This is a genomic window from Streptomyces sp. NPDC028368, from assembly GCF_055565615.1.
The window spans coordinates 366,683-386,559 of the sequence record NZ_JBVHTY010000002.1 but is presented as its reverse complement, the minus strand read 5'-3'; the positions used below and the strand labels follow the sequence as shown (position 1 = coordinate 386,559).

Below are 19,877 nucleotides of genomic sequence, written 5' to 3'. Positions count from 1 at the left end.
GACCGTGGTGCCCGCCGCCGGCGGGCACCACGGTGCCGCGTGCGGCTCAGCCCTCGGCGGCGGCCGCCAGGCTCATCTGATAGATCTCGGTGCCGTCCTCGAAGAGCGTGACCCGGTCCGCCCCGCCGTCGAGCAGTTCCTTCCACACCTCGCCGATCCAGGACTCCGCGTCCCCCTGCGTGGTGAACTCCTCCGGTTCCACGGCGGGCGCCGTCTCCGTACCGTCCGCCTTCTCGAACCGCCACGTCCACACCATGTGCGCCTCCTGGATCCCACCGGGTACGTGTCTGTGCCACGGCGGAACGCCCCTGGGCACGCCCCGCCGCACCGTGCTCGCGTGCTGCTCCGCAGCCTATAGCGGCGCCGGGAGCATGCCCCCGACAACCAGGGGAAACCACCAACGGCTCGTGCCCCGGCCCACCCCTCCGCACGGGAATGGCCGTGTCGAGAGGCCCCCCGCGCGCTGAGCGCGCCCGAACGCGAGAAAATCGCCGGGTGGAACTCACTCTCCTCGGTACCGGCGCCCCTCAGGGGCTGCCGCGCCCCGACTGCCCGTGTGCCGTGTGCGCGGCCTCCGTCGGCGACGCGACCCGGGCGGCCACCGCGCTGCTCATCGACGGCGCGCTGCTCATCGACCTGACGCCGGGCCCCGCCTTCGCGGCCGCCCGCGCGGGCACCTCCCTGGCCGGCGTGCGCCAGGTGCTGCTCTCGCATCCGCACGACGGGCCCACGCTGGAGGTGCCGGCCGGGCTGCCGACGCCGGGCCGGGTCGCGGACGGGCGGGAGCTGGCGCTGCTGGACGGCCACCGGGTGAAGGCCATCGCCGTGGACATCCCGGGTACGGGGTACGAGATCACCGGCACCGAGGGCGAGCGGCTGCTGTATCTGCCGCCGGGGGCGTCACCGGCCGGGCTGGACAACGGCAACGGTTCCGGCGGCGGCCCGTTCGACCTGGTGCTGCTCGACGTACTGCAGCGGCCGGACGCTCTGGCGCGGCTGCGGGCGAGCGGTGCGGTGGACGCAGCGACCGATGTGGTCGCCGTGCACATCGACCACGATGCGCCGCCGGGGCCCGAGCTGCACCGCAGGCTCGCGGCGGCGGGCGCGCGCACCGTGCCGGACGGTTCCTCGCTGGTGGTCGGCGAGTATCACGCGGTACCGGATCTGCCGCGCCGCACGCTGGTGCTGGGCGGGGCGCGGAGCGGGAAGTCGGCGGAGGCGGAGCGGCGGCTGGCCTCGTTCCCGGACGTGGTGTACGTGGCGACCGGGGGGACGCGGGAGGGCGATACGGAGTGGGCGGAGCGGATCTCGCTGCACCGTGAGCGGCGCCCGGCGGGCTGGCGGACCGTGGAGACCTGCGATCTGGTGCCGCTGCTCGAGGCGGGGAGGCCGGGCACGGCAGAGGGCGGGGCCGGTGCGGATCCCGGTGCCCGGCGGGGTGCCGAGGCCTCGCCGCTGCTCATCGACTGTCTGGCGCTGTGGCTGACGCATGCCATGGACGAGGTCGGGGCGTGGGACGACGAGGCGTGGGAGGCGAGCGGCCGGCGGAAGCTGCGGGAGCGGACCGATGCGCTGGTCGCGGCGGTGCGGGCGACGCGTCGGCCGGTGGTGGCGGTCAGCAACGAGGTCGGCTCCGGGGTCGTGCCGGCGAGTGCGGCGGGACGCCGGTTCCGCGATGAACTCGGGCGGCTGAACGCCGCGTTCGGGGCCGAGTGCGAGCAGGTGCTGCTGGTCGTCGCGGGGCAGGCGCTTGCGCTGCGCGGATGACGCGGGCGCCGCCCGGCCCGTGTCCGCTTGCCCGGGGGCGCGGCGGCGGGTGCTCTTGGGACGTGACCTCTTGGGGCGTGAACGGATCCGGGCCGGGCGAAGGCGGCGTGCGGGGCGCCTTCGACGCGGTCGTACGGGCCTATCTGCGCGAGCACCCGCAGGCGACGGTGGTCGCGCTGGGCGAGGGGCTGGGGACCGGGTTCTGGCGGCTGGACAACGGGCGGCTGAACTGGCTGACGGTGCAGCCCCCGGAGATCGCGGCGGTGCGCCGGATGCTGCTCCCGGACGGTCCCCGGCGGCGTACGGTCGCCCGCGCCGCCGCGGACCACGGCTGGCTGGACGCGGTACGGGATCCGGATCTGGGGGTCGTCGTCATGGCGCCCGGGGTGCTGATGCGGCTGTCGCCGGAGGCGGTGCGCGCCCTGCTGGGGGCCTGCGCGGAGCGGTTCCCCGACGGGGCGCTGGTCTTTGACGCGCTGTCGCGGCGGGTGACCGCGCTGGCCCGGTGGGGCGCCGCGCACGCGGCCGGCCGGCCGCCCGGTCCGCCGCGCTGGGGGCTGGACCGTACGCAGCTGCCCCAAGTGGCGAGCGCGCACCCGTCGATCGCGGCGGTACGGGAGGTCCCGGTGTGCCGGGCGCGGGTTCTGGGGCTGCGGGGGCTGGCGCCATTGGTGTGCGAGGTGCGGTTCGCGGCGCGCGGGCGGCGGGCCGCCGTGGGCGTGCGCTCCGCCCGGGGGGCTTGAGGACGCCCGTAACCCCGGCACACGCCGAACGCATTGCCGGTAATCTGCGCCCAATGAGCGCCCTGAACCTCGATGACTTCGCCCACTTGATCGAGCGCCCGGACGGCGGTGCGCGCCGTGACGCCGAGGAGCGGCGGGCGCGCCTGGCCGTGCCGCCGGGTGCGCTGGGCCGGCTCGACGAGCTGGGCGAGTGGCTGGCCGCCGTGCAGCAGCAGGTGCCGGTGCGGCCTCTGGAGCAGCCGCGGGTGCTGTTGTTCGCGGGCGACCACGGGGTGGCGGAACTGGGCGTCTCGGCCCGGCCGGCCGGTGGCACCAGGGATCTCGTACGGGATGTGCTGGACGGGGCGAGCCCGGCCGCCGTGCTGGCGCGGGCCGCCGGTGCGCAGCTGCGGGTCGTCGACATGGCGGTGGACTGCGATGCAGGTGAGCTGCCGGCGGAGGTCACCCGGCACCGGGTGCGGCGCGGCAGCGGCCGGATCGACGTCGAGGACGCGCTCAGTGCCGAGGAGGCCGAGGCGGCGTTCCGGGCCGGGATGGCCGTCGCGGACGAAGAGGCGGACGGCGGCTGTGACGTGGTGGTGCTGGGCGATCTGAGCGTCGGCGGCACGACGGCCGCGAGCACGCTGATCGCGGCGCTGTGCGGCACGGACGCCTCGGTGGTCACCGGGCGCGGCGGCGCCGGTATCGACGATCTGGCGTGGATGCGCAAATGCGGCGCGGTCCGGGATGCGCTGCGGCGGGCCCGGCCGGTGCTCGGCGACCAGCTGGAGCTTCTGGCGGCGGTCGGCGGCGCGGATCTGACGGCGATGACCGGTTTTCTGCTGCAGAGTGCGGTGCGCCGGACGCCGGTGATCCTGGACGGGGTGGTGTCGGCGGCCTGTGCGCTGGTGGCGCAGCGGGTGGCGTTCCGGGCGCCGGACTGGTGGATCGCCGGGCAGGCGAGCGGTGAGCCGGCGCAGGCGAAGGCGCTGGACCGGATCGCGCTCAACCCCCTGCTCGATCACGGCGTCACAGCGGGTGAGGGGACCGGGGCGCTGCTCGCCCTGCCATTGGTGCAGGCGGCCGCGGCCCTGGCGGCGGAACTGCCCGTACGCGACTGAACGGCGCCGGCCGACGGCGGCCGGCCGGTGGCGCTCCCCTTGGGCATCATGCTTCATACGTTTTATCGGGGGATGTCGCTTGAGTACGGACGAAGGCCGCCTTGCGCCGCCGAGTGACCAAAGAGGCGAAGATCACTCACCTCGCGCCGAACGTCGCGAGGTGCCGCGCCGTCTTCGGGCGTGGCATGCGGCCCGGCTCGCTCGCGCGCGCTCGGGCGAAATACCGCCCTATAGGCGAACTGCGGTACATGCTCAACGACAAGAGCATGGATGTGCTGCGCATCCACCTCACACCCGGCGGCCGCGCACCCGGCCCGCCGGACCGGCGCAGCCGCAAGCACCTGGAGAACAGCAGATGACCGAGCCGGCCCTGCGCCGCGTGGCGCGTGCCGAGTGGGGTCCGCTCCTGCGGACGGGGTGGTCCGCGCTGGCCGCGAAGAAACTGCGGGCGATTCCGATGACGGTCACCGCGGTGTGCCTGACGCTGGCCGTGCAGGTCGTACAGAACCAGCCCTGGGGCTACCGACCGGTCCAGAACATCGGGTCCGTGCAGGCCTATGAGCATCTCTGGCTGGCGCTGCTGCGTACTCCCCTGTCGCTGTTCGTGCCCGCCCTGGACCTGCCGGTGTGGGGCGCGCTGGCGCAGATACTGGTCGTCTTCGGGCTCGCCGAGATCTGTGTGGGCTGGCGGCAGATGTTCGCGGTCGCCTATCTGGCCACGCTCGCCGGGACGATGTACGCGCGGATCGGGCTCTGGATCGGCCCCGGCTCCCCCATCGGGCTGCCGGACGCGGACAAGTACGTCGTCGACACCGGCCCGTCGGCGGCGGTGGTGGGCCTGGCGATCTTTGTGTGCTGGCGCTACCGGGCGTGGTTCACCTGCGCGGTGGTGGTGGCGGCGATGGTCTACGAGGTGGTGTTCATCAAGAGCAACCTGGCGGGCAAGGAGCACATCGCGGCGGTGCTGGCGGTGCTGATGCTGTGCGGGGTGTGGGAGATGTGGCGGCCGGGCAAACCGCTGGGCGCGCAGCGCGTCAGCGGCTGGGAGCACCCCCGATGAGGTGCTCGGCCTTGCGGCGCAGGGCCGACCAGCGCCGGTCGTGGCGGTAGGCGCGGACCGTGGCGCGGGCCCGCGCCTTGGGGCGGTTGCGGTAAAACCGCCTGGCCCAGGGCGAGTTGGGGCGGGCCAGCCGGACGGCGCCGAAGAGCGCGACGAACGGCACGAACACCCCGAGGACCGCGATCCTGCCCTTGCCCTTGACGAGGGCGATCAGGGCGAAGAGGAAGTTGAGGCCCACGGTCCGTACGACCTGGAAGCGGTCCTGGGTCTCGGCGGGGCTCAGTTCGTTGACGCCGAACGGCAGGAAGCCGCCGAGGATCAGGGCGACCAGGGCGACGGTCAGGAGGACGATCTCGACGCTCTTGGCGCCCTCCTCGCTCCAGTACACGTCGTCGAGGTGGAGGATCAGCGCGAACTCGTCCAGGACCAGGCCGACTCCCATACCGAAGAGCACCGCGGCGACGCCGGAGCCGAAGCCGCGGTGGCCGCCCGCGAGGGCGATGAAGCCGCCGATGACCATCAGGACGACGCCGGGCACGACGTGGTGGACATGCACCCCGCCGGACGCGATGTTGCGGAACGGGCCCTTGCCCGCGCGGATGAGCCGGGTGATGGCGCGGGTCACCACGAAGGTCAGCACGAAGGAGGCGAGGGCGAGCAGCAGTGGCAGCTTTCCCGGTTCGACGATGTTGCGGTACCACCAGTGACCCATCCCACGCTCCCCTTTGTCCCGTAAGGGCAATTTAAGGCTATTGGCGGGGAATTCGGCGTCGGAGGGCGCGGGATAGCCTGCCGCGATGAGCGACGCCCCCGGCCGCCCCGCCCCCTCCGACGCCCTGCGGTTCGCGTTCGGGACGCTGACCGTGCTCCCGGTACGCGTCACCCGCTGGGACCGGGAGACGGCCCACGGCGGCATGCTCTGCGCACCGCTGGCCGGGCTGGTCACCGGAGTGTTCGCGGCCGCACTCGGCGGGGCGCTGCTGCTGCTCGGCGGCGGCCCGCTGCTCGCCGCGGCCGGCACCGCCGCCGTCCCCGCGGTCCTCACCCGCGGCCTGCATCTGGACGGGCTCGCCGACACCGCCGACGGCCTGGGCAGCGGCAAACCGGCCGAGGACGCGCTGCGCATCATGAAGCAGTCGGACATCGGCCCGTTCGGGGTCATCACGCTGGTGTTCACCCTGCTGGCCCAAGTGGCGGCGCTGTACGAGCTGTACGGGCAGGGCTGGGCGCGGGGCGTGGTGGCGGCGGCCGTCGCGGGGGTCACCGCCCGGTGTGCGCTGACCCTGGCCTCCCGTACGGGCGTGCCGGCGGCCCGGCCGGAGGGGCTGGGCGCGGCGGTCGCGGGCACCGTTCCGGGGCGGGCCGCGCTGCTGTGCGCCGCGCTGGTCACCGCCCTGTGCGCGGGTGCGGGTGGCGTGTTCGGCGGGTACGGCGCGCTGCACGCCGCGCTCGCGGCGCTGCTCGGGCTCGGGACCGGCGAACTGCTGCTGCGGCACTGCCGGCGGCGGCTGGGCGGGGTGACCGGCGATGTGTTCGGCGCCCTCGCCGAGAGCGCCGGGCTCGCGGCGCTGGTGGTCCTCGCGCTGGGCTGAACGGGCGGGAGCGACGGCGGGCCAACTCTCCCGTGCCGGGCGCCGGTTCACCGGAAGTACCGGCCAGGTGCCGACGCACCGTCACCGGCCGGTGCGGCAACACCCGGGTCTCGTGGCGTCGCCGAGCGTAGGCTCGGCCGCAGCAGCGCCCAGAGCGCACAAGGATTCCCGGACGGAACAGGACTCTCATCACCGTGACTGCACTGACCCTCAGTACTTCTTCCGCCGCAACGGTGCGTGCGGATGCCGTCGTCGTCGGCGTGGCCAAGGGCGCCAAGGGCGTCGTTGTCGCCCCCGGCGCCGAGGCCGTGGACAAGGCCTTCGGCGGCAAGCTCGCCGCCGTGCTGGAGACCCTCGGCGCGAGTGGTGCCGAGGGCGAGGTGACCAAACTGCCCGCAGCGGACGGCCTCAAGGCACCGGTCGTGCTGGCGGTCGGCCTGGGCGAGGCCCCGGCCAAGGGCGACGGCTACGGCAACGAGGCGCTGCGGCGCGCCGCGGGCAGCGCCGCCCGCGCGCTGACCGGCACCAAGAAGGCCGGTTTCGCGCTGCCCGTCGAGGACGCCGAGGCGGCCGCCGCGGTCTCCGAGGGCGCGCTGCTCGGCGCCTACACCTTCACCGCGTTCCGCAGCAACGGCAACGGCAAGAGCGCGAAGAAGAACGACGCCAGGTCGACGCCGCTCGGTGAGGCCGCGATCCTCGGCGCCAAGCCCCGCGACAAGGAGTTCAAGGCCGCCGCCGAGCGCGCGCAGGCACTGGCCGCGGAGATCAACCGCGCCCGCGACCTGATCAACACCCCCTCCAACGCCCTCGACCCGAAGTCCTTCGCGGCCGAGGCGCAGGCCGCCGCCAAGGAGTTCGGCCTCAAGGTCGAGGTGCTGGACGAGAAGGCGCTCAAGAAGGGCGGCTTCGGCGGGCTCATGGGCGTCGGCCAGGGCTCGGAGGCCCCGCCGCGCCTGGTGCGGATCGCGCACACGCACGCCAAGGCGACCAAGACCCTCGCGCTGGTCGGCAAGGGCATCACGTACGACTCGGGCGGCATCTCGCTCAAGCCGGCCGGCCACAACGAGACCATGAAGTGCGACATGAGCGGCGCGGCCGCCGTCTTCGCCGCGGTCGTCACCGCCGCCCGGCTGGGCCTGGAGGTCAATGTCACCGGCTGGCTGGCGCTCGCCGAGAACATGCCCTCCGGCTCCGCCACCCGCCCCGGTGACGTGCTGACCATGTACAGCGGCAAGACCGTCGAGGTGCTCAACACCGACGCCGAGGGCCGCCTGGTCCTGGCCGATGCGCTGACCCGCGCCTCGGAGGAGAACCCGGACGCGATCGTGGACGTCGCCACCCTCACCGGCGCGATGGTGCTGGCGCTGGGCCACCGCCACTTCGGGATCATGGCCAACGACGACGCCTTCCGCACCTCGATCCACGAGATCGCGGAGGAGGTCGGCGAGCAGTCCTGGCCCATGCCGATGCCCGGCCACCTGCGCAAGGGCATGGACTCGCCGGTCGCCGACATCGCCAACATGGGCGAGCGGATGGGCGGCGGCCTGGTCGCCGGGCTCTTCCTGAAGGAGTTCGTCGGCGAGGGCATCACCTGGGCCCACCTGGACATCGCGGGCCCGGCCTTCCACGAGGGCGCGCCCTGGGGGTACACCCCCAAGGGCGGTACGGGTTCCGCGGTGCGCACCCTGGTGCGGCTGGCGGAGCGGACGGCCGCGGGCGACCTCGGCTGAGCGGCCCGCCGCCCCGTCTTGCCCGTTTATGTCCGTACGGCCCCGGGCTCACCGCCCGGGGCCGTAGGTGTGCGATTTCTCTCTCCCGTCCCCACCCCGCGCGGATCCGTTCGCCCTCAACGAAATCCGTACGTCCGTACGCCCCGGTAACCCCCTTGAGGCGCCCCCTCGGCAGTCCCCGGGCCCGGCCCGCCGTCCCGTCCGTGTTCAACAAGTGCGAAGATGGGTTCTCGGCAGGACAGGGCCCCCCTTACCCAGGGCCGAAATCAAAGCGGCCGAACCACAGCCGCCGTCCGGTCATTGGAGACCGGCTCCGGCGTACCCATGCATGGAGGACGTGACGTGGCGAACGACGCCAGCACCGTTTTCGACCTAGTGATCCTCGGAGGCGGTAGCGGTGGTTACGCCGCTGCCCTGCGCGGGGCTCAGCTGGGCCTGGACGTCGCCCTGATCGAGAAGGGCAAGGTCGGCGGTACCTGCCTGCACAACGGCTGCATCCCCACGAAGGCTCTGCTGCACGCCGGTGAGATCGCCGACCAGGCTCGCGAGAGTGAGCAGTTCGGTGTCAAGGCCACCTTCGAGGGCATCGACATCGAGGCGGTCCACAAGTACAAGGACGAGGTCATCTCGGGCCTGTACAAGGGCCTGCAGGGTCTGATCGCCTCCCGCAAGGTGACCTACATCGAGGGTGAGGGCCGGCTGTCCTCCCCGACCTCCGTCGATGTGAACGGCCAGCGCATCCAGGGCCGCCACGTGCTGCTGGCGACCGGCTCCGTGCCGAAGTCGCTGCCGGGCCTGGAGATCGACGGCAACCGCATCATCTCCTCGGACCACGCGCTGAAGCTGGACCGCGTGCCGAAGTCCGCCATCGTCCTGGGCGGCGGCGTCATCGGCGTCGAGTTCGCCTCGGCGTGGAAGTCCTTCGGCACCGACGTGACCATCGTCGAGGGCCTCAAGCACCTCGTCCCGGTCGAGGACGAGAACAGCTCCAAGCTGCTGGAGCGGGCCTTCCGCAAGCGCGGCATCAAGTTCAACCTCGGCACCTTCTTCGACAAGGCCGAGTACACCGCCGACGGCGTCAAGGTCACCCTCGCCGACGGCAAGACCTTCGAGGCCGAGCTGCTCCTGGTCGCGATCGGCCGCGGGCCGGTCTCGGCGGGCCTGGGCTACGAGGAGCAGGGCGTCGCGATGGACCGCGGCTACGTCCTGGTCGACGAGTACATGCAGACCAACGTGCCGACCATCTCGGCCGTCGGTGACCTCGTTCCCACCCTCCAGCTCGCGCACGTCGGCTTCGCCGAGGGCATGCTGGTGGCCGAGCGGGTGGCCGGTCTGAAGACCGTGCCGATCGACTACGACGGCGTGCCGCGCGTGACGTACTGCCACCCCGAGGTCGCTTCGGTGGGCATCACCGAAGCCAAGGCCAAGGAGCTGTACGGCGCCGACAAGGTCGTCGCTCTCAAGTACAACCTCGCGGGCAACGGCAAGAGCAAGATCCTCAAGACCACGGGCGAGATCAAGCTCGTCCAGGTCAAGGACGGTGCCGTGGTCGGCGTCCACATGGTCGGTGACCGTATGGGCGAGCAGGTCGGTGAGGCCCAGCTGGTCTACAACTGGGAGGCCCTGCCGGCCGAGGTTGCGCAGCTCGTACACGCGCACCCGACGCAGAACGAAGCTCTCGGCGAGGCCCACCTGGCCCTGGCCGGAAAGCCTCTCCACTCCCACGACTGACCCCAGTCCCGGGCGCGACCACATCCGCACATTCGATAGGAGCAACCGAAACCATGGCGGTTTCCGTAACCCTGCCGGCGCTCGGCGAGAGCGTCACCGAGGGCACCGTCACCCGCTGGCTGAAGGCCGAGGGTGAGCGCGTAGAGGCCGACGAGCCGCTGCTCGAGGTGTCGACCGACAAGGTCGACACCGAGATCCCGGCACCGGTCGCCGGCATCCTGGCCTCCATCAAGGTGGCCGAGGACGAGACGGTGGAGGTCGGCGCCGAGCTGGCCCTCATCGACGACGGCACCGGTGCGCCGGCTGCCGCCCCGGCCCCGGCCGCTGTCGAGGCCCCCGCGGCCCAGCCGCAGCCCGAGCCCACCCCGGCCCCCGTGGCCGAGGCCCCGGCCCCCGCTGCCGCCCCCGCGGGCGGCGCCGAGGGTACTGACGTCGTCCTTCCGGCGCTCGGCGAGAGCGTCACCGAGGGCACCGTCACCCGCTGGCTGAAGGAGGTCGGCGAGGAGGTCCAGGCCGACGAGCCGCTGCTGGAGGTCTCCACGGACAAGGTCGACACCGAGATCCCGGCGCCGGCCTCCGGCACGCTGCTGGAGATCGTTGTCGGCGAGGACGAGACCGCCGAGGTCGGCGCCAAGCTCGCCGTGATCGGCGCCAAGGGTGCGGCTCCGGCCGCCGCCCCGGCCCCGGCCGCCCCGGCCCCGGCTCCGGCCGCGCCGGCCCCCGTCGCTGCCCCGGCTCCGGCTCCGGCCGCTGCTGCTCCGGCGCCCGCCCCGGCCGCTCCGGCCCCGGCTCCCGCGCCCGCTCCGGCCCCCGCGCCGGCTCCGGTCGCCGCCGCCCCGGTCGCCCCGGCTCCGGCCGCGGGTGAGGAGGCCGCGTACGTCACCCCGCTGGTGCGCAAGCTCGCCGCGGAGACCGGCGTGAACCTCGCCACGGTCAAGGGCACCGGCGTCGGTGGCCGGGTCCGCAAGCAGGACGTCATCGCCGCCGCGGAGGCCCTCAAGGCCGCCGCCCCGGCCGCTGCCGCTCCGGCCGCCGCCTCCAAGGCTCCGGCCCTCGAGGTGTCGCCGCTGCGCGGTCAGACCGTCAAGATGCCGCGGATGCGCAAGGTCATCGGCGACAACATGATGAAGGCCCTGCACGGCCAGGCGCAGCTGACCTCCGTGGTCGAGGTGGACATCACCAAGATCATGCGGATGCGCAACAAGGCCAAGGACGCCTTCGCGGCGCGTGAGGGCGTCAAGCTCTCCCCGATGCCGTTCTTCGTCAAGGCCGCTGTCCAGGCGCTGAAGGCCCACCCGGTCGTCAACGCCCGGATCAACGAGGACGAGGGCACCATCACCTACTTCGACACCGAGAACGTCGGTATCGCGGTGGATGCGGAGAAGGGCCTGATGACCCCGGTCATCAAGGGTGCGGGCGACCTCAACATCGCCGGTATCGCCCGCAAGACGGCGGAGCTGGCGGGCAAGGTCCGCAGCAACAAGATCACCCCGGACGAGCTGTCCGGTGCGACCTTCACCATCTCCAACACCGGCTCGCGCGGTGCGCTGTTCGACACGGTCATCGTGCCCCCGAACCAGGTCGGCATCCTGGGCATCGGCGCCACCGTCAAGCGCCCGGTGGTCATCAACCACCCGGAGCTCGGCGAGACCATCGCGGTGCGCGACATGACCTACCTCGCGCTCTCCTACGACCACCGTCTGGTGGACGGCGCGGACGCCGCCCGCTACCTGACCACGGTCAAGCAGATCCTGGAGGCCGCCGAGTTCGAGACCGAGATCGGTCTCTGATTCCGGCGGGCAATCCGTAGGTGTGCCAGGGGGTCGGCCCCGGTTCGTACGAGCCGGGGCCGGCCCTTTTGCGCGTTCCCGACCCCTTTGCCTTCTGCCGGATCCCCTCCCGTCTGCCGGATAATGGCCCCTTGTCACCACCCCGCTCTGAAGGAGCACGTCATGACCCCGCCCGTCGTCCATTCGCTGCGCGAGCAGATCCGCGAGCACATCCTCGAGGGGATCGTCAGCGGCCGCTGGCAGCCGGGCGAACGGATCGTGGAGCGCAGGATCGCGGTGGAGCTGGAGGTCAGCCAGACGCCCGTACGGGAGGCGCTGCGGGAGCTGGAGTCGCTGCAGCTGATCGAGTCGGCGCCGAACAAGGGCGTGCGGGTACGGAATCTGACCGCGGACGACCTCAAGGAGAGCTACCCGGTGCGGGCCGGGCTGGAGCAGGTGGCCGCCGAGCTGGCCGCGGGGCGGCTGGCGGACGACACGGCGGCCCTGGAGCGCGAGGTGGCGGCGCTGCGGGAGGCGGACCGGGCGGGTGACGGGGAGGCGCAGGTACGGCACACGGTGGCCTTCCACCGGGAGATCGTGCGGGCGGCCGGGAACGCCGTCCTGCTGCACACCTGGGAGTCGCTGGGCATCGAGGTCTGGACGACGCTGTCGATCCGCTGGTTCAGCCCCGAGCCGCGCTCGCACGCCCAGGACCATCAGGAGATCGTGGACGCGTTCCGGCGGCGCGACCCGAAGATCGGCACCTTGCTCAAGGCGCATGTGCTGAGCTGCGCTCCGCGGGTCTGACGGGGGCCGAGGGGGCCTGAGGGCCAGGTGGGAGGGGGTTCCGCGGGGGCGCGGAACCCCTCTTTTTTGCTGGCACCGCGTGCCGAAATGTGCGGCACCCCGTGCCGACCTGCGGTTATTCCCTCGCGGAGCGTTGATCGATCATCGATCAGGGGCGTATCGTCGTCTGTCGGGGCGCGACACCCCTGCCTGCCAAGCACCCACTCGCACTCCCGACCCACCGTCCGGAAAGGGGCCACCCATGCCCGATCCCGTACGCCTGCCGTACAGCCAGCTCGACCAGCTCCCGGACCGGGATCCCGAGGAGACCGCCGAGTGGCGTGAGTCCCTTGACGCCGTCACCAAGGCCGCGGGCCCGCACCGCGCCGCGTATCTGATGCGCCGCGCGCTGGAGCACAACGGTGCTCCCGGGCTCGCGCCCCTGGAGACGGACTACGTCAACACCATCCCGACCTCCGCCGAGCCCGCCTTCCCCGGCGACGAGGCGCTCGAGGCGCGGATCACCGCCTGGAACCGCTGGAACGCCGCCGCCATGGTGACGCGCGGCTCGCGGTTCGGCGTCGGCGGCCACATCGCGACCTTCGCGTCCGCGGCCTGGCTGTACGAGACCGGCTTCCAGCACTTCTTCCGCGGCAAGGAGGGCGACGGCAGCGGCGACCAGCTCTACATCCAGGGCCACGCCTCCCCTGGCATCTACGCCCGCGCCTTCCTCGACGGCCGCCTCACCGAGGAGCACCTCGACCTCTTCCGCCAGGAGTCCGGCGGCAAGGGCCTGCCCTCCTACCCGCACCCGCGGCGCCTGCCGTGGCTGTGGGAATTCCCGACCGTCTCCATGGGCCTCGGCCCGCTGTCGGCGATCTACCAGGCCCGCTTCAACCGCTACCTGCAGGGCCGCGGCATCAAGGACACCGCCAACTCGCACGTCTGGGCGTTCCTGGGCGACGGCGAGATGGACGAGCCCGAGTCGACCGCCGCCCTCGCGCTGGCCGGCCGCGAGGGCCTGGACAACCTGACCTTCGTCATCAACTGCAACCTGCAGCGCCTCGACGGTCCGGTGCGCGCCAACTTCAAGATCGTTCAGGAGCTGGAGGCGCAGTTTCGCGCCGCCGGCTGGAACGTCGTCAAGTCGCTGTGGGGCTCCGCCTGGGACGAGCTCTTCCAGCTCGACACCGCCGGCGCGCTGGTCCGCCGTCTGCGCCAGGTGCCGGACGCGCAGTTCCAGACGTACGCCACCCGCGACGTCGCCTACATCCGCGAGCACTTCTTCGGCGCCGAGCCGGCCCTCGTCGAGATGGCGAAGGTGCTGACCGACGCGAAGATCGCCGAGTGCTTCCACACCTCCCGCGGCGGCCACGAGGCCCGCAAGGTGTACGCGGCGTACAAGGCGGCCGTCGAATTCAAGGGCGCGCCGACCGTGATCCTCGCCCAGACCGTCAAGGGCTACACCCTCGGCCCGGGCTTCGAGTCCAAGAACGCCAACCACCAGATGAAGAAGCTCTCGGGCAAGGAGTTCCGCGCGATGCGCGACCTGCTCGACCTTCCGATCCCGGACGCCAAGCTGGACGAGGACCTGGTCCCCTACGGCCACCCGGGTGCCGACTCCCCCGAGATCCGTTACCTCCAGGAGCGCCGCGCCGCCCTCGGCGGTCCGGCACCGGCCCGCCGCCTCCACGCATCGGCCGCGCTGCCGCAGCCCGAGGAGCGCGCCTTCAAGGCGCTGTACAAGGGCTCCGGCAAGCAGGAGATGGCCACCACCATGGCCTTCGTCCGCCTGATCAAGGACCTGATGCGGGACAAGGAGACCGGCCGGCGCTGGGTACCGATCGTCCCCGACGAGGCCCGCACCTTCGGTATGGAGTCGCTGTTCCCGTCGGCCGGTATCTACTCGCCGAAGGGCCAGACGTACGAGCCGGTCGACCGCGACCAGCTGATGTACTACAAGGAGGCCACCGACGGCCAGATCCTCAACGAGGGGATCACCGAGGCCGGCGCCATGGCCGACTTCATCGCCGCCGCCACGTCGTACGCGACACACGGCGAGCCGATGATCCCGTTCTACATCTTCTACTCGATGTTCGGCTGGCAGCGCACCGCGGACCAGATGTGGCAGCTCGCCGACCAGCTCGGCAAGGGCTTCATCGTCGGCGCCACCGCGGGCCGTACGACCCTGACCGGTGAGGGCCTGCAGCACGCCGACGGCCACTCGCACCTGATCGCGTCCACGAACCCGGCGTCGCTCAACTACGACCCGGCCTTCGCGTACGAGATCGCGGTGATCGTCAAGGACGGTCTGCGCCGGATGTACGGCGAGACGGCTGAATTCCCCACCGGCGAGAACGTCTTCTACTACCTCACCGTCTACAACGAGCCCAAGCAGCAGCCGGCCATGCCCGAAGGTGTCGAAGAGGGCATCATCAAGGGCCTCTACCGCTTCAAGGAGGCCGCCAATGCGACCTCCGAAACCCCGCGCACCCAGCTGCTGGCCTCCGGCACCGCGATCCACTGGGCCCTGGAGGCGCAGGAGTTGCTGGCCGCCGACTGGGACGTGGCCGCCGACGTATGGTCCGCGACCTCCTGGGGCGAGCTGCGCCGCGACGCCCTGGAGTGCGACGCCGCCCGTCTGGAGGGCGAGGACCGGATCCCGTACGTCACCCGTGCGCTGGCCGGCGCCCCCGGCCCGGTCGTCGCGGTCAGCGACTGGATGCGGGCCGTCCCGGACCAGATCGCGCCGTGGGTCGAGCAGGACTGGACCTCCATCGGCACCGACGGCTTCGGCCTCTCCGACACCCGTGACGCGGCCCGCCGGCACTTCGGCGTCGACCCGCAGTCGGTGGTCGTCCAAACGCTGGCCGCGCTGGCCCGCCGGGGCGAGGTCAAGCCGGAGACGGTCAAGGAGGCCCGGCAGCGCTACGGGCTGTGAGACCCGCGGGCCGCGCCATGGCCCGCAGCCTGTGAGACGTGGGCGGCCCCGGCCGACACCGGGAGCCGCCCGCCCCTGAGAGCCCTTCACCGGGCTCCCCCAACTCCCGTGCGGAGGCCACCTTCCCGCGCCCGGGGCCTTCGCACGGGAACCCACCGGCCCGGCCGGCCAATGCCCTGACTCGGCCGGGCCGGTTTTTCGCCGGGCAGTTTCTGCCGGGCGCTTTCTTTTTTCCCCGCCGCCCACCCCCCTTTGGGGGGTGGGCGGGTCTGGTCGTTCGGCTTCCCCTAGGGGTATCCCGAGGTTCCCCGGAGGTCCGGCGGGGCCCGGCCGTTGTCCCGGTCCGTTGTCAGTGGTGCCCGGCATGATGGGGACATGCGCGCTGCCCGGCTGATCAAGATGGTGTTGCTGCTCCAGTCGCGGCCGTCGATGACGGCCGGCGAGCTGGCGCGTGAGCTGGAGGTGTCCGAGCGCACGGTCGCCCGGGACGTCCTCTCGCTCTCCGAGGCCGGGGTGCCCGTGTACGCCGACCGCGGCCGGGCCGGCGGCTACCGCCTGATCGGCGGTTACCGGACCCGTCTCACCGGCCTCGGCCGCAGCGAGGCGGAGGCGCTCTTCCTGTCCGGAGTGCCCTCCGCGCTGCGCGAAATGGGCCTCGCGGACGCCGCCTCCGCCGCCCGCCTCAAGGTCTCCGCCGCCCTGCTGCCCGAGCTGCGGGACGCCGCGTCGGGCGCCGCCCAGCGCTTCCATCTCGACGCGCCCGCCTGGTATCAGGAGCCCCGGACCCCCGCCCTGCTGCCCGCCATCGCCGACGCGGTCTGGGACGACCGCCGGATCACCGCGCGCTACCTCCGCAAGGGCACCGAGGTGGAGCGGGAGCTGGAGCCGTACGGCCTCGTACTGAAAGCGGGGGTCTGGTATCTGGCGGCACGGGTGGAGGACAGCTTCCGGGTGTACCGCGTGGAGCGCTTCGCCGCCGTCGAGGCGGGCGAGGAGCGCTTCGACCGGGACGAGGAGTTCGATCTCCCGGCGTTCTGGGCCGAGCGGGCAGCGGAGTTCGCGCGCTCGCTCCTGCGGGAGGAGGTGGTGTTGCGGCTGTCCGCCCGCGGTGTGCAGCAGCTGCCGTACGTCACCGAACCGGCGGCGGCCCGGGAGGCGATAGCCACGGCCCGGGCGGCGGGCGGGCCCGACGCGGACGGGCACCTGACCGTCACCCTGGCCGTGGAGTCCGCCGAGGTCGCCTACGCCCAGCTGCCGGCGCTCGGCCCGGAGGGCGAGGTGCTGGCGCCCCCCGGGCTGCGCGAGCGGTTCGCGGCGGCCGCCCGCCGGACGGCCGCGCTGTATCCGTAGGGCCTGCTACCGGTAGTCCGCCGCGGTCGCCCGCTTCCCGCCGAAGACCACGTCCTCGAAGTAGCCGAAGGCGTCGGGCCGGGAGCCGTCGGTGTCGGTGACGTCGTAGTCCTTCGCCAACTGACCGCTGGAGAGCGACTGTCCGCTCCAGCGGTCCTTGTCCGGGTCGGCGGCCAGCGCCCGTACGGCGCGGGCGATCAGGGCGGGCGACTCGGCGATCGCGAAGTGCGGATCCTTGGCCACCGCATCGCGCCAGGTCTCCTCCGTCACCCCGAAGTGGTCCAGCATCTCCTCGGACCGCAGGAACCCGGGGGTGAGCGAGACGGCCGTGCCGCCGTGCTCCTTCAGCTCCTTGGCCAGGCCGAAGGCGATGCGGTGCGGGGCGTTCTTGGTGAGGTCGAAGCAGAGGTTGTCGCGGTAGGTGCGGTTGAAGGAGGCGGTGCCGTCGGTGATCTCGACCACCAGGCCGCCGGGCCGCCGGATCATCAGCGGCAGCGCGTAATGGCTGGTGATGACGTGGCTGTCGATGCCGAGGCGGAACATCCGCAGCCCCTTCTCCAGATCCAGGTCCCAGAGTGTGGCGCCGAACTCGATCAGATGGTCGCCGCCCCAGAGGCTGTTGACCAGGACGTCCAGCCGCCCCTGCTCCCGGTCGATGCGCTCGGTCAGCGCCTTGACCTGTGAGGGCTCCAGATGATCCGTCGGTACGGCGATCCCCGTGCCTCCCGCCGCGGTCACCAGCTCCGCGGTCTCCTCGATGGTCTCCGTGGGCCGCCCGACCTCGCTGACCCGTTCCCTGGTCGTCCGCCCCGTCACATACACCAGGGCGCCCGCCCGGCCCAGCTCCACCGCCATCGCCCGCCCGGCGCCCCGGGTCGCCCCGGCGACCAGCGCCACCTTGCCGGTCAGTTCTTTGTTCACCGTGTCCATCGCGTTCACCGTCACGTTGCCGCTCCCAGCTGCCGGACGCCTCCCGGCGCCTCGCTTCGTACCTCTGCGTACATCGCGACCCTGACAGCGAATCCCGACACCGTGTGTCGGGATTCCGGGCCGGCCTCACATAATCTGCCGGGACCATGCTTCGGGGGACGGGGTACGGCATTGGCCGCGTTCGGCATTTTCTTCATCACGCTGCCGGTCCTCGGCACCAGCTGCTTCACCGGTTCCGCCGCCTGCCGGGCGCAGCGGCACCGGGCAGTCAAAATCCTCGGCTCTATGCTCCTGGCTCTGGGACTGGTGGTCGTCCTGACGCCCGTCGGGCTGGCGGTGTGGGTGTTCTGGTAGCGGCCGCACCGCTCATGACCCCACCGCCCGCACGCTCCCCCCGTCCGGCAGCCGCCCCGACACCTCGGCCGGTGCGCCCGGTGGTGCCGGGACGGCGAGCGTGGTTTCCTTGCCGCCGGCCCGTACCCCGCCCGTGATGTCGATCCCGCCGGTCCCCCCGCTGGCCGCCGCGAGCAGATACCACTTCCCGGACTTCGCCTGCCAGTGGACGTCGCCGACCACCGGGCGCCCGAAGTGGCTGCAGGCGGCGGTGTTGACGGCCCGTCCGGCGATCCGCCCGGGGTCCGCCGGGCGCGCGGCGGGCGGCTGGAAGTGCACGGTGACCTGCCCGGGGCCGCGCCAGGTGTCGGCCCGGGTGCACACCCACGTGGCGGTGCCGCCCCCGCTCTCCGGGAGGCGCTGCTCGGCGTACGCCCAGTTGTTGACGGACCGTACGCCCGCGCCGCGCAGCGGCCGCAGCGAACAGGCGGTGCGGGCCCAGCTGCGCAGCGCCGGGGCGTCGGCCACCTCGCCGGGCCCGCCGGCGCCGGGCGCCGCGGGCAGATACGTCAGATGGACGGGCGCGAGATCGCCGAGGTCGGTCAGCAGGAAGGCCCGGTTGTCGGCGATCCGCGACGAGGTCTGCAACCGGGCCGCCGGCCAGCTCCCGCAGTCACCACCCCCCTCGGGCGGTGTGGGGATCCGGTCGGTGACGCCGTCCGGGGCGACATGCAGCCCGCGCGCCGGGGCGGCGGGCGCGAGCAGGTCCCGGACGGTGATGCCGGAGATCCAGGGGGCGATCAGATAGCGCATCCAGCCGTTGCCGCGGCCGATCACCAGTGCGCCGCCGGTCGTCAGGTCCGCGTCGTCGGCCCGCGCGAAGTGCAGGGTGGGCGTGGCGTCCGCCGGTTCGGCGTAGCGCACCAGCCGGTCACCGTCGTGAAAGACCGCCACCATGACGTTGTCGATCAGGCCCGCGTACAGGAGCCTTGGCGGCTGGTCCGGCGGCCTGGTGGACGTCCCGGCGGAGGCGGTGATCCGGGTGCCGGCGGGCGGCGCCGCCCAGACCCGCAGCGCCCGCCCCAGCAACTCCCGGTCGCCGGCCTGGCGGCCGCGGGGCGGCCAGGCGGTGAAGTCCACCCGGGAGGTGTCGGCCCATTGGTCGTTGGGGGTGCGCAGCAGCCGGGCCGGGTCCAGCGCCTGCTGGGCGGCGGTCTCGTGCCGCGGCGGGGCGTCGTCGCCGCCGGCCACGCCCGCCACCGCCCCGCCGACGGCCAGTACGGCCAGCACGGCGACCGACGCCCGTACCCGCTGGCGGCGGCGCAGCAGGTCGGTCGGTCGGGTCAGGACCGTGCAGGGGTCGAACTCCGGCGAGTTCAGCAGCGCCGCGGCGCCCGCTCCGGCGGCCCGGTCCAGCTGCCCGGCCGCCCGCTGTGCCGCGTCCGCGTCCCCGACGCCGGCGGCCGCCAGGACGGCGCGGGCCGCGTCCTTGTCCAGCCCCTCCAGGTGCCACAGCCCGACGGCGGCCCGTACGGGGGCGGGGACGGCGGACAGCGCCTGGTCCAGGGCGAGTTCATCGGCGCCGCCGGCCCGGGGGAAGAGCCGCAGCCCCCAGACGAAGGGCACGGCGGGCAGCGGCCGGGCGGGCCGGTCCTCGTACGCCAGCGCCAGCCGCAGGGTGCGCAGCCGCACCAGGTCGTAGCCGGATCCGGCCTCCGGGCCGCGCTGGGCCGGCAGCGCGCGGCCGCGCGGACGGCGCCGGCCGGCGCGGGGCAGCGCCCGCTGGACCAGACCGTGGGCGGCCAGGACCCGGCGGTGACGGCCCATCGACGGGGGCAGTACGAGGTAGCCGAGGCGCACCAGTCGCGGATAGTGCTCGACGATGGCCGCCTCTGCCCGCTCGACATCGGCCCGAGTTCTTGCGTCCATGGGCATGGCCTGAAACAGCCCTTCGCGTATGGGGGGAAATGCCGCGGATGGTCGTTGCATGCCTTCCAACGAGTGATTCTTGGGACGGTCACACGACGGATCGCCGGGCCGCCGGA

16 protein-coding genes are annotated in these 19,877 nt (G+C 72.9%); 12 read left to right on the top strand and 4 right to left on the bottom strand.

Annotated elements, in window-relative coordinates:
* Positions 1 to 46: 46 nt before the first annotated feature.
* Positions 47 to 256, bottom strand: coding sequence for a hypothetical protein (locus ACZ4S3_RS05230; RefSeq protein WP_467925938.1), 210 nt, complete (start codon positions 254 to 256; stop codon positions 47 to 49).
* Positions 257 to 495: 239 nt separating this feature from the next.
* Here ACZ4S3_RS05230 and ACZ4S3_RS05225 point away from each other — a divergent pair, with 239 nt between their 5' ends.
* From ACZ4S3_RS05225 to ACZ4S3_RS05210, 4 genes are all read left to right on the top strand, one after another.
* Positions 496 to 1,767 (top strand): bifunctional adenosylcobinamide kinase/adenosylcobinamide-phosphate guanylyltransferase, encoded by a 1,272-nt coding sequence (locus tag ACZ4S3_RS05225; protein ID WP_467925933.1) that lies wholly within the window; start codon positions 496 to 498, stop codon positions 1,765 to 1,767.
* Between the two features lie 77 nt (positions 1,768 to 1,844).
* Positions 1,845 to 2,510 carry a class I SAM-dependent methyltransferase gene (locus ACZ4S3_RS05220; protein WP_467925929.1) on the top strand — a complete coding sequence of 222 codons (666 nt, stop codon included), beginning with the start codon at positions 1,845 to 1,847 and terminating at the stop codon, positions 2,508 to 2,510.
* 53 nt (positions 2,511 to 2,563) lie between these two features.
* Complete coding sequence (gene cobT / locus ACZ4S3_RS05215; protein ID WP_467925925.1) at positions 2,564 to 3,610, top strand: nicotinate-nucleotide--dimethylbenzimidazole phosphoribosyltransferase; 1,047 nt, start codon at positions 2,564 to 2,566, stop codon at positions 3,608 to 3,610.
* A 355-nt stretch (positions 3,611 to 3,965) separates the two neighbouring features.
* Positions 3,966 to 4,670, top strand: a complete 705-nt coding sequence (locus ACZ4S3_RS05210) for a hypothetical protein (RefSeq protein WP_467925921.1) — start codon at positions 3,966 to 3,968, stop codon at positions 4,668 to 4,670.
* Here ACZ4S3_RS05210 and ACZ4S3_RS05205 read toward each other — a convergent pair.
* Positions 4,645 to 5,382 carry a hypothetical protein gene (locus ACZ4S3_RS05205; RefSeq protein ID WP_467925917.1) on the bottom strand — a complete coding sequence of 246 codons (738 nt, stop codon included), beginning with the start codon at positions 5,380 to 5,382 and terminating at the stop codon, positions 4,645 to 4,647. The two genes, ACZ4S3_RS05210 and ACZ4S3_RS05205, sit on opposite strands and share 26 nt — an antisense overlap.
* Before the next feature lie 85 nt (positions 5,383 to 5,467).
* Between ACZ4S3_RS05205 and ACZ4S3_RS05200 the strand changes: the two genes are divergently transcribed.
* From ACZ4S3_RS05200 to ACZ4S3_RS05170, 7 genes are all read left to right on the top strand, one after another.
* Entirely contained in the window at positions 5,468 to 6,262 is a 795-nt protein-coding gene (locus tag ACZ4S3_RS05200; protein ID WP_467925913.1) for an adenosylcobinamide-GDP ribazoletransferase, read from the top strand.
* A gap of 194 nt (positions 6,263 to 6,456) precedes the next feature.
* Positions 6,457 to 7,992 (top strand): leucyl aminopeptidase, encoded by a 1,536-nt coding sequence (locus ACZ4S3_RS05195; protein WP_467925909.1) that lies wholly within the window; start codon positions 6,457 to 6,459, stop codon positions 7,990 to 7,992.
* A gap of 342 nt (positions 7,993 to 8,334) precedes the next feature.
* On the top strand, positions 8,335 to 9,723 hold the full coding sequence (gene lpdA, locus ACZ4S3_RS05190) for a dihydrolipoyl dehydrogenase (protein WP_467925906.1): 1,389 nt from the start codon (positions 8,335 to 8,337) through the stop codon (positions 9,721 to 9,723).
* Between the two features lie 53 nt (positions 9,724 to 9,776).
* Positions 9,777 to 11,513 (top strand): 2-oxoglutarate dehydrogenase, E2 component, dihydrolipoamide succinyltransferase, encoded by a 1,737-nt coding sequence (gene sucB / locus ACZ4S3_RS05185; RefSeq protein WP_467925902.1) that lies wholly within the window; start codon positions 9,777 to 9,779, stop codon positions 11,511 to 11,513.
* 162 nt (positions 11,514 to 11,675) lie between these two features.
* Complete coding sequence (locus ACZ4S3_RS05180) at positions 11,676 to 12,299, top strand: GntR family transcriptional regulator (protein ID WP_467925898.1); 624 nt, start codon at positions 11,676 to 11,678, stop codon at positions 12,297 to 12,299.
* Between the two features lie 241 nt (positions 12,300 to 12,540).
* Positions 12,541 to 15,219: a pyruvate dehydrogenase (acetyl-transferring), homodimeric type gene (aceE, locus tag ACZ4S3_RS05175; protein ID WP_467925894.1), complete on the top strand. Its 2,679-nt coding sequence runs from the start codon at positions 12,541 to 12,543 to the stop codon at positions 15,217 to 15,219.
* 375 nt (positions 15,220 to 15,594) lie between these two features.
* Positions 15,595 to 16,569 carry a helix-turn-helix transcriptional regulator gene (locus ACZ4S3_RS05170; protein WP_467925890.1) on the top strand — a complete coding sequence of 325 codons (975 nt, stop codon included), beginning with the start codon at positions 15,595 to 15,597 and terminating at the stop codon, positions 16,567 to 16,569.
* A gap of 6 nt (positions 16,570 to 16,575) precedes the next feature.
* On the opposite strand, the gene ACZ4S3_RS05165 is transcribed toward ACZ4S3_RS05170, so the two are convergent.
* Positions 16,576 to 17,499, bottom strand: coding sequence for an SDR family oxidoreductase (locus ACZ4S3_RS05165; RefSeq protein WP_467927309.1), 924 nt, complete (start codon positions 17,497 to 17,499; stop codon positions 16,576 to 16,578).
* 171 nt (positions 17,500 to 17,670) lie between these two features.
* On the opposite strand from ACZ4S3_RS05165, the gene ACZ4S3_RS05160 reads away from it, so the two are divergent.
* On the top strand, positions 17,671 to 17,853 hold the full coding sequence (locus tag ACZ4S3_RS05160; protein ID WP_467925886.1) for a hypothetical protein: 183 nt from the start codon (positions 17,671 to 17,673) through the stop codon (positions 17,851 to 17,853).
* Between the two features lie 12 nt (positions 17,854 to 17,865).
* On the opposite strand, the gene ACZ4S3_RS05155 is transcribed toward ACZ4S3_RS05160, so the two are convergent.
* Entirely contained in the window at positions 17,866 to 19,761 is a 1,896-nt protein-coding gene (locus ACZ4S3_RS05155; protein WP_467925883.1) for a hypothetical protein, read from the bottom strand.
* Positions 19,762 to 19,877: the final 116 nt, after the last annotated feature.